Consider the following 9787-nt stretch of genomic DNA (forward strand, 5'->3'; position numbering starts at 1 on the left):
GGCATCGGGCTGCCCGTCGCCGTTGCCGTCGAAGTCGGCGGGGACGTCCACGAGCATGGCGGGATCGCCCACGGCCCAGGAGGAGAGGAAGAACTCCTCGTACTTGCACTCCGTGCACTCCCCCATCGGGCCCACGCCGAAGCGGTTGCCCAGGACCTCGGCGCCGATGCCCCCCGTGCCGTAGTTGATGGCGAAGGCGTCGCGCCCGCTGTGCAGCGTGTGCTCGAAGCGCGGATCGTCGAAGATGTCGTTGAACGCCTGCACCAGCCCGGGCTCGTCGTGGAAGATGACCGTCACCTCCCGGAAGGGCTGGTGGCGGTCGCGGTTGACCACCACCTGCGGGTATGTGCCCGCGGGGAACGGCCCCCGGTTGGGCCCGGTGATGATGGCGGTCAGGCTGGAGTGCACCACCTCCCCGTTGTGCAGCATCTTCAGGATGGGCAGCCCCGCCCGGGGGTGGCCCGAGGGGTAGAGCGCATCGTAGTTGACGATGGGCTGCCCCCCCGCCGTGGTGCCGGCGCTGGCCAGCTTCATCTCCTCGGCGGTGAGCTGGCTGCGGTACCACTCGGCGCCCTTGGGCTCGACGTTCACCGCCCCGAACAGGCCCTTCGAGATGGTGCCGCCGTCCCCGTCGCCCCCGGTGGTCTGGGCGGTGCTGTAGAGGAGGAACGTCCCCTCCTTCACCGCGTGGAGCGTGTAGGTGGCCGTTCCCCCCGGAGCCACAAGGCTGCTGGCGTTCTGCCCCACGAAGGAGCCGTCGCTCGCGATCCCGCCTACGAGCTGCATCCCCATCACGTGGATGGAGGCGTCACGCGTCCCCGGCTGGTTGCTCTTGGGCGTGGAGGAGAGGAGGTTGGTGAAGGTGATCTTCAGGCAGTCCCCTTCGTTCGCCCGGAGCGTCAGCGGGCGGGGGCGCAGGCCGTCGCGCAGCCGTACGTTGCCCGCGCCGAGACTGGAGCCGCTGAGCGGGACCACGTCGCGCTTCAGGGCGAACATCATCCCGGCGGGGTCGTGCGCCCCCAGCCGGTTGTAGAAGATCGCCTGATCCAGCGCCACGACGTCCGCCGTGATGGTCCGCTCGCACGTCTGCCCCAGCAGCCCGCCGGGCACGAGCATCGCTGCGAGGACGCCTGCCGCTCGGGCCCAGCGCCGCCTCGGTCGTTTGTGCATCTCGCCTCCAGAAACGAAGTGGACGTTGCCCGTCCGGGACAGCTGCGGTGCCCGGACGGTGGTGCCGTACTGCTGCCGCACTTTCCCGCGCCCGCCACCGGCGCAGCCGACCAGCGGAGCCGGAACGCGCGAAACCAGACCTGAAATACCCGCAAAGGAGCGAAAACGACTGGCGCTCCCCCAGGCCACCGGGGGCAAGGCACGTTCCCGGTCGGGCGCCTACGCTACGTATGTTTGTTCGTAGCGTCTTACGCCCACGGCACCCGGGGCGAGGGAGGAGAGTTCGCACACAATGTGTGCAGAAACGTGTGCAGCACTGCACGGAACGTGTGCAGCCCTGCACCGAACCTGTGCACTTGCGGCTACAGGAGCGGCCCGTCGGGAGATCCCGACGGGCCGCTCATCTGGAAGGGTGGAACTTTACCGAAAGGCAGCGCGGCACCCGCGCCGGCTCGACGGCGGATCGTCAGGGGATCAGGCCCGCGGGGACCAGCACCCGCACCCCGCCCTCCACCGCCCGCAGCGCCAGCGGCGTCTCCCCCACCACCTCCCCGTCCACCTGCGTGACCACCGGGACCTCGGACTCGATGCGGATGTCGCGGGCGCGGAGGTAGATCATCCGCTCGTCGCCCACGTAGCGCCCCCGCGCCACCCGCCAGAGCACGGCGGCCACGTCGGTGAGGGTGCGCGGGGCGAAGATGCACACGTCCAGCATCCCGTCGCGGAACGACACCCCGGGGCCGATGCGCAGCTCCACCGGGAGCAGCTGGTAGACGATCTGCCCCACGTTGGCGACGATCACCGAGGCGGCCCGGACCTCGAACGTCTCCCCGTCGGCGGTGATGCGGAACAGGGCGGAGGGCGGCGCCAGAGCCATGCGGAGCCCCGCGTACAGGTACGCGCCGAAGCCCCAGCGGTCCTTGAGCTCGCGCGTGGCGACCGTCATCACCTCGGCGTCCCACCCCGCCCCCGCCATCAGCGCGAAGTAGCGTCCGTCCGAGAGCTGCCCCAGGTCCATGGGCGCGGCGACCCCGTTCACGGCCACCCCCACCGCCGCCTCCACGTCGCGGGGAATCCCCAGGTTGCAGGCGAGCTGGTTCCCCGTCCCCTGGGGGACGATCCCCACCGGGACCGCGCTCCCGGCCAGCCCGGTGATCACCTCCGCCACCGTGCCGTCCCCGCCCACCGCGACCACCGCCCGGTACCCGAGGGCGGCCCCCTCGCGCGCGAAGCGCTCCGCGTCCCCCGCCCCGGCGGTCTCCACCAGGTCGAACCCGGCCCCCCGAACGGCGAATGCGCCGCCCAGGAGGCGGCGCACTCGGACGGGGTCTTCCTGCCCCGCGGCGGGGTTCAGGACGATGAGCGTTCGTTCCGCGAAGGCACCCGTGCCGTGGGTCACCGGGTGAGCGCGGCCACGTCCTGCCGCCCCGCGATCTGCTGGAGGCGCGCCACGCGCTCCTCCGTCTCCGGGTGCGTGCGGAAGAGGTTGCTGAACCCTCCCATACCCGCCAGCGGATTGATGATCGCCAGGTGCGCCGCCGAGGGCGACACGTCCATCGGGTGCCCGCGCGCGATCATCTCGATCTTGCGCAGCGCGCTCGCCAGGGCGAGCGGCTTGCCGCAGATCTTCGCCCCGCCGGCGTCCGCCTCGAACTCGTTCCGGCGCGAGATCGCCATCTGCACCACCATGGCGGCGATGGGGGCCAGGATGGCGAGGGCGATCAGCGCGAGCGGGTTGTTGTCCTCGCCGTCGCGCCCGCCGAACCCGCCGAAGATGGCCCCCCACTTGAGCATGTTGCCGATCATCATCACCGCGCCGGCCATGCTCGCCGCGATGGTCCCCACCAGCATGTGCCGGTGCTTCACGTGCGCCAGCTCGTGGGCCATGACCGCCTCGAGCTCGTCCACGGTCATGTGGCCGCGCGCCACCAGCTCCCACATCCCGCGCGTGACGCAGACCACCGCGTGCTCCGGATTGCGCCCCGTGGCGAAGGCGTTGGGCTGCGCCTGCTCCGAGACGGCCACGACCGGCATGGGGAGCCCGGCGTTCTGGCGCAGGCGGTCCACCATCTGGTAGAGCGCGTCGAAGCGCCCGCCCTCCTCGCCGGGCTGGACGACGTGGGCGCCGTACTGCTTCAGGACGATGCGGTCGCTGAACCAGTACATCCCGAAGTTCATCGCCAGCGCGATGACGAAGAAGACCACCATCCCCCCCTGCCCGCCCACGTAGCCTCCCAGCCCCACCAGGAGCAGGGTGAGCAGGGTCATCAGCCCGAAGACTCTCAGCTTCTCCATCGTCGTTGTCGTTCCCTAGAGGGTTGCGGTCCGAGGCACACGAAGCCTGGTACCCTTCCCGGAAACCCCCGGTTCCTGTGAGCGGCTGCTCCTGCCCGGGGCCCCGCCTACCCGACCGTCCACTCCTCCCGCTTTGCCTCCCGCCCCTCCCATTCGGCGCGCGCCTCCTCGAACCCCGGGCGCCCGATGATCCCGTAGGTGAGCTGCTTCCCCAGCTCCACCCCCGGCTGGTCCAGCGGGTCCACGCCGTAGAAGCCGCCGGCGTACACGGTGGCGATCTCCAGCAGGTAGAGGAGCGCCCCCAGCGAGCGGGCGTCCACGCGTGGCACCGTGAGCGTCATGTTCATCCGCCCCCGCCGCGCCAGCGCGGCCTCGGTGGCCGCCTGCTCCACCCGCAGCAGCTCCCCCATCGTGTGCCCGCCCAGGTAGCCGAGCTCCCCCACCTCCTCGTACAGCGGGATGGAGGGGATCTCCACGTCCTCCGCCGGGTCGCGCTCGACGAGGAAGGTGATGGTCTTGTCGAAGGGCCCCTCCACGTAGAGCTGCACCTGCGAGTGCTGGTCGGTGGCCCCCAGCGCCTTGACCGGCGTGGGCCCCACGAACACCTCCTCGCCCGTGCGCGTCCGCTGCTTCCCCAGGCTCTCCGCCCAGAGCTGCCGGAACCAGTCCGCCACGTCGCGGAGCCGGTCGGAGTAGGGCATCATCACGTGGATGGGCGCCCCCGCCTCCGTGTCCGCCAGGTACTGCAGCGCCGCATAGAGCCCCGCCGGGTTCTCGCGCAGCTCCGCGCTGCGGCAGCGCTCGTCCATCTCCCGGGCCCCCTCCAGCAGCTCGCGCACGGAGATCCCGGTCATGGCCGCCGGGAAGAGCCCCACCGCAGAGAACACGGAGAAGCGCCCGCCCACGTTGGCCGGGATGGGGACGGTGCCGATCCGCTCCGTCTGCGCGAGCTGGCGAAGGACGCCCTTCTGCGGGTCGGTGGTGAAGAGGAGGTGCCCCCGGTACCCCTCGCCCAGCTCCGCCTCCAGCTTCTCGCGCACCACCAGGTACTGGCTCATGGTCTCCGCCGTGCCCCCGGACTTCGAGACCACGTTGAAGAGCGTCTTGCGCATGTCGATCCGGTCCAGGAAGGCCCCGAAGGTGGCCGGGTCCACGTTGTCCAGAACGTAGAGCCGCGGGAAGAACTCGCGCCCCTCGTCGTCCAGCTCGTTCCAGAAGGGGTGCAGCAGCGCCGTCCGCAGGGCGATGGTCCCCAGCGCCGACCCGCCGATCCCCAGCACGACGAGGTTCTCGAACACCTGCCCCGCCCCGTTGGCGAACGACTCGATCTCGCCCACGACCTCGTCCGCGTACGGCAGGTCGTAGAACCCGAGCTCCTGCGCCCGCCTCCGCCGCTCCGTGTCGGCGTGCACCTCGCGGAAGCGCTCCGCCAGCGCCTCCAGCCGCGCCGGGTCGATCCCGCGCCCGCCCAGGCGCGGAGCGAGCATGTTGTTGTAGTCGAGCGTGACGAGAGGCTGGTCTGGCATGGCTGTTCCGTGCTGTCGCTGTAAACGGTCAGGAATTCAGATCTCCACCTCCAACCCGTCGTACGCCGGCCCGATCCCGGCGGGCAGCTCCGCCACCAGCTCCGCGTGCCTGACCCTGTGGCTCAGGTGCGTCAGGAACGTCTGCTCCGCGCCGATGTCCAGCGCCGCCTCCACCGCCTCCTCCACCGTGAAGTGGGTGGGGTGGGGATTGCCGCGCCAGAGGGCGTTGAGGACCAGCACGCGCACGCCGCGCAGCGCGTCGCGGGTCCGGTCGGGGAGGCGCTTGGCGTCGGTCACGTACCCCAGGTCGCCCACGCGGAACCCGTACGCTTCCACCAGCCCGTGCGGCACCGGGAGCGGGAGCATCCGGAAGCCCGCCACCTCCACCTCCTCGTAGGGGCGGAAGGCCTCCAGCTCCGCCTCGGGCTTGGTGGTCCCCTCGATGGGGCGGATGGCGGGGTCGAACACGTACGCGAAGCGGTCGCGCAGCGTCGCCACGCACTCCTCCGCGGCGTACACCGGGAGCGGCCGGTCGCGGCGCACCGAGAAGACGCGCAGGTCGTCCACCCCGTGCACGTGGTCGGCGTGGCAATGGGTGTACCAGACCGCGTCCACACGCCCCACCCCCGCCCCCACGAGCTGCAGCCGCAGCTCCGGCGGCGTGTCCACCAGGAGCCGCCGCCCGCCCTCCTCCAGCAGCACCCCGTGCCGCGTGCGGCGGTCGCGCGGGTCCGCCGAGGTGCAGGTGCCGCACCCGCACCCCACCACGGGCACCCCGAACGACGTCCCCGTCCCCAGGAAGCGGAGCTTCACGGGGCCCCGCTTCTCACAGCACCTCCACCTGCAGCAGGTTGGTCGTCCCCGGCACGTGCATGGGGTACCCGGCGGTCAGCACGATGCGGTCGCCCTTCTGGGCGAGGCCGCGCCTGAGCGCCTCGTGCTTGCCGCACGCCTGCATCTCCTCGAAGGTGGCCTTCGGCTCGCAGAGCACCGGGATCACCCCCCACACCAGCGCGAGCTGATTGTAGGTGCGCGGAGAGTCGGTCACCGCCAGGACGGGGACCGGCGGGCGGAAGGAGGACACCACCCGCGCCGTGGAGCCGCTGCTGGTGAAGCTGAGGATCAGCGGCGCGTTCAGCCGGCGGACCGCCTCCGCGGTCGCGGCGGCCACGGCGCGCTCCGTGGGGGTGAACCCGTCCGCGGGGCGCAGCAGCGGGATGTCGTAGTGCGGCCCGCCCTGGATCACGTGCGAGTCCTCGATCTCTTGGGCGATGCGGACCATCGACTTCACCGCCTCCACCGGGAACTTCCCCGTGGCCGTCTCGGCCGAGAGCATCACCGCGTCGGTGCCGTCGATGATGGCGTTCGCCACGTCCGAGGCCTCCGCGCGGGTGGGGCGCGGGTTCTCGATCATGGACTCCAGCATCTGCGTGGCGGTGATGACCGGCCGGCTGGTGAAGTTGGCGAGCTGGATCATCCGCTTCTGGGCCAGCGGCACCCGCTCGAACGGCAGCTCCACCCCCAGGTCGCCGCGGGCCACCATCGCCGCGGCGGACACCTCCATGATCGGCTCCAGGTTCTCCAGCGCCAGCCCCTTCTCCACCTTCACCACCACCAGCGGCCCGCCCTCCGGGATGCGGCGCAGCAGGTCGAGGACGTCGTCCGGGGAGCGCACGAAGGAAAGGGCCAGGTAGTCCACCCCCTGCTCCAGCGCGAACTCCAGGTCGCGCAGGTCCTTCTCGGTGAGCGAGGGGACGCTGACGCGCGTCCCGGGGAGGTTGATCCCCTTGTTGGAGGAGAGCGTCCCGCCGTGGATGACGCGCATCTTCACCCGCGGCGCGAAGACGTCCTCCACGATCAGCTCCATCAGCCCGTCGGCGAGGAGCACCACGTCGCCCACCTCCACGTCCTGCGCCAGCTCCGTGAAGGTGGTGGGGAGCTCGCCGGGCCCGTGCTCCCCCTCCGGCGCGAACACCACGGCGTCTCCCGGGCTCAGCTCCACCGGCTCGGGGAGAACGCCGACGCGGATCTTGGGACCCTGCAGGTCGCCCAGGACCGCCACCGGACGCCCCACCGCGGCCGCGGCCTCGCGGACGTTGCGGATGGTCTCGGCGTGGCGGGGCAGCTCGCCGTGGGAAAAGTTGATCCGGGCCACGTCCATCCCGGCAGCGATCAGCGAGTCGATTCGCTCGCGCGACCAGGAGGCGGGGCCCAGCGTGCAGACGATCTTCGTGCGTCGGATCATGTCTCGGCAGCAGGCGTTCGGTGACCCGCGCGACGCGGCAAGGACCGGGCCGTGCACCGGGTGGCGTCGCGGGGAGCCGCGTATAGTGCCCGCGGTGCCGGGGAGCGGCAAGGGGGAGGTGCTTTTTTGTTACGGCGGGGTTTGGCGTGCCCCCGGCTGGCGCCGGGGTCGGGCTGCGGCGCCGTAGGACACGAAACGACCGTGTCCAACGGCGGCGAGCCCGGCAAACTACGCCGGTCTCGCCCCTTCGGGCTCGCATCCCTCACGCGGGCCCCCTCCCCAAACCCCTCCCCCGCAAGCGGGAGAGGGGCTTTTGTCTTGCTCCCCCTTTCTCCCGCTTGCGGGGGAGTGGGGGCCGGGGGGTGAGGGGGCCTACTCCCCCGCTCGCCGCAGCCGCTCCACCAGCTCCGGCAGTACCGCACCCGCCGCGCCGCGCAGGAACAGGTCGGCCACCGGGGTGATCCCGCTGGGCTCCGGGTTGACCTCCACCACGCGCGCGCCGGCTCGCTTCGCCACGCGCGGCAGCTCCGCGGCGGGGTACACCATCCCGGAGGTCCCCACCACCAGCATCAGGTCGCACGTCCCGGCCAGCTCCCAGGCGCGCTCCACGGCGTCGGCGGGGAGCACCTCGCCGAACCAGACCACGTCCGGGCGGAGCGGCGAGCCGCAGCGGGGGCAGGGGGGCGGGTCGCCCTCGCCGGTAGGGATCTCGCCGGTGAAGGGGTGGTGCGCGTCCAGGCACTTCGCCCTGCGGATGCTCCCGTGCAGCTCGATCACGTCGGTGGAGCCGGCGCGGGCGTGCAGGCCGTCGATGTTCTGCGTCACCACGGTGAGCGAGGGGAGGAGCGCCTCCAGGGCCGCCAGGGCGCGATGGCCGGCGTGCGGCTCGCACGCCAGGATCCGCTCCCGCCGGCCCGCGTACCAGCTCCACACCAGCCGCGGGTCCGCGCGGAAGCCGCGCTCCGTGGCCAGCTCCTCCGGGTCGTAGCGCGCCCAGAGCCCCTCCTGCGCGTCGCGGAAGGTGGGAATCCCGCTCTCCTTCGACATCCCCGCGCCCGTGGAGACCACCACCCGCTCCGCCTCCGCCAGCCAGCGGACGGCGCGCTCCATCCCCTCGGGCGTCATCCCCCGCCCTCCCGGTGCACGACCTCGCCGGCCACCATGGTCAGGACGCAGCGCATGGTGCGCAGCTCCTCCGGCGCGGCGGCGAGCGGGTCGGTGTCCCAGGCGGCGAGGTCCGCGTCGTAGCCGGGGAGGAGCCGGCCCCGGCGGTCCGCCTCGCCCGCGGCGAGCGCGGGGCCCTCCGTGTAGCCACGCACGGCCTCCTCCGCGGTGAGGCGGTGCTCCGGGTACCACTCGCCCTCCGGCTCGCCGTCCCAGCTCACCCGCTTCATCGCGGCGAAGAGGCCGGGGCGCGGGTCGATCGTCTCCACGGGCACGTCGGAGCCCAGGGCGAGCGTCGTCCCCGCCCGCAGGAGCGGCGCGAAGGCGTAGGCGCCGCGCGAGCGCGCGTGGCCCCAGTGCCGCTCGGCCGGGAACACGTCGCTCAACAGGTGCACGGGCTGCATGGAGGCCACGATCCCGGAGCGCGCCGCCGCGCCCCACAGCTCCGGCGGGCAGAGCTGCAGGTGCTCGATCCGGTGCGGCATCGCCGCCACGCGCGGCGCGGCCCCGAGCACCTCCAGCGCCCGCTCCACCGCCGCGTCGCCGATGGCGTGCACGGTACTGGCGATCCCCGCCTCCGCCGCCCGGCGAACCGCCTCGCGGAAGTCGGCGAGCGGGAGCGTCTCGATCCCCCGGTCGTCGGCGGATCCCTCGTACGGCTCGCGCATCAGCGCCGTGCGCGAGCCCAGCGCCCCGTCCAGGAACATCTTCACCCCGCCGGTCCGGATCCACTCCCCGCCGAAGCCGCTCCGCACCCCCAGGCGGATGGCATCGTCCAGGAAGGAGAGGCCGATCGCCTGGAGCACCCGCAGGCGGAGGAGCCCGCGCTCCTCCAGGTCGCGGAAGTCGGCGAGCCCGCTGGGCTGCTCCACCGAGTGCACCCCGGTGATCCCCAGGCGGTGGGTCTCGCGCTGCGCGTCCAGGAGCGCGTCGCGCACCTCCTCGCGCGAGGGCTCCGGGAGGAAGGGGACGGCCAGCCGCTTGGCGTGCTCCAGCAGGACCCCGGTGGGCTCGCCCGTGGCCGGGTCGCGCACGACCGTCCCGCCCTCCGGGTCCGGGGTGGCGGCGTCGATCCCGCACGCCCGGAGCGCCGCCGAGTTCAGCCAGGCGGCGTGGATGTCGTGGCTTTCCAGGTACACGGGGCGGTCCGGAGCGACGCGGTCCAGCATCTCGCGCGTGGGGAGGCTGCCCCAGCGGTGCACGTCCCACCCCAGCCCCTGGATCCACCCGGAGCCGCTCCCCGCCGCGGCCGCGACGCGCGCCACCCCCTCCTCCGCCGTGCGCGCATCGTGCAGCTCCACCCGCCGCCGGGCCAGCGCCCAGGCGGTCAGGTGCACGTGCGCGTCCGTGAGGCCCGGGGTGACCACGGCGTCGCCCAGCGCATCCA

Annotated in this window: 8 protein-coding genes; all 8 read right to left on the reverse strand. The window is 72.6% G+C overall.

Annotated elements, in window-relative coordinates:
* Window positions 1–1170 (reverse strand): multicopper oxidase domain-containing protein (locus VGR37_05980; GenBank protein ID HEV2146928.1); only part of this gene is annotated, 1170 nt, incomplete at its 3' end.
* Window positions 1171–1636: 466 nt separating this feature from the next.
* A complete protein-coding gene (locus tag VGR37_05985) occupies window positions 1637–2569 on the reverse strand; it encodes a diacylglycerol kinase family protein (protein ID HEV2146929.1) in 933 nt (310 codons plus the stop codon).
* On the reverse strand, window positions 2566–3465 hold the full coding sequence (locus VGR37_05990) for a M48 family metalloprotease (GenBank protein HEV2146930.1): 900 nt from the start codon (window positions 3463–3465) through the stop codon (window positions 2566–2568). Before VGR37_05990 ends, VGR37_05985 begins: the two co-directional genes overlap by 4 nt.
* Window positions 3466–3572: 107 nt before the next feature.
* Window positions 3573–4991, reverse strand: a complete 1419-nt coding sequence (locus VGR37_05995) for a glucose-6-phosphate isomerase (protein ID HEV2146931.1) — start codon at window positions 4989–4991, stop codon at window positions 3573–3575.
* A 36-nt stretch (window positions 4992–5027) separates the two neighbouring features.
* Entirely contained in the window at window positions 5028–5804 is a 777-nt protein-coding gene (locus tag VGR37_06000) for an MBL fold metallo-hydrolase (GenBank protein ID HEV2146932.1), read from the reverse strand.
* Between the two features lie 13 nt (window positions 5805–5817).
* Window positions 5818–7236 carry a pyruvate kinase gene (gene pyk, locus VGR37_06005; protein HEV2146933.1) on the reverse strand — a complete coding sequence of 473 codons (1419 nt, stop codon included), beginning with the start codon at window positions 7234–7236 and terminating at the stop codon, window positions 5818–5820.
* Between the two features lie 372 nt (window positions 7237–7608).
* Window positions 7609–8361 (reverse strand): NAD-dependent deacylase, encoded by a 753-nt coding sequence (locus VGR37_06010; GenBank protein HEV2146934.1) that lies wholly within the window; start codon window positions 8359–8361, stop codon window positions 7609–7611.
* On the reverse strand, window positions 8358–9787 hold a 1430-nt coding region (locus tag VGR37_06015; protein ID HEV2146935.1), incomplete at its 5' end, for an amidohydrolase. The genes VGR37_06010 and VGR37_06015, both read right to left, overlap by 4 nt.

The organism is Longimicrobiaceae bacterium (genome assembly GCA_035936415.1).
Taxonomy (GTDB): domain Bacteria; phylum Gemmatimonadota; class Gemmatimonadetes; order Longimicrobiales; family Longimicrobiaceae; genus JAFAYN01.

Excerpts from the sequence above, each read along its gene's own strand:
- VGR37_05990 (HEV2146930.1), bottom strand. The coding sequence starts at position 3,465 with ATGGAGAAGCTGAGAGTCTTCGGGCTGATGACCCTGCTCACCCTGCTC.
- VGR37_05995 (HEV2146931.1), bottom strand. The coding sequence starts at position 4,991 with ATGCCAGACCAGCCTCTCGTCACGCTCGACTACAACAACATGCTCGCT.
- pyk (HEV2146933.1), bottom strand. The coding sequence starts at position 7,236 with ATGATCCGACGCACGAAGATCGTCTGCACGCTGGGCCCCGCCTCCTGG.
- VGR37_06010 (HEV2146934.1), bottom strand. The coding sequence starts at position 8,361 with ATGACGCCCGAGGGGATGGAGCGCGCCGTCCGCTGGCTGGCGGAGGCG.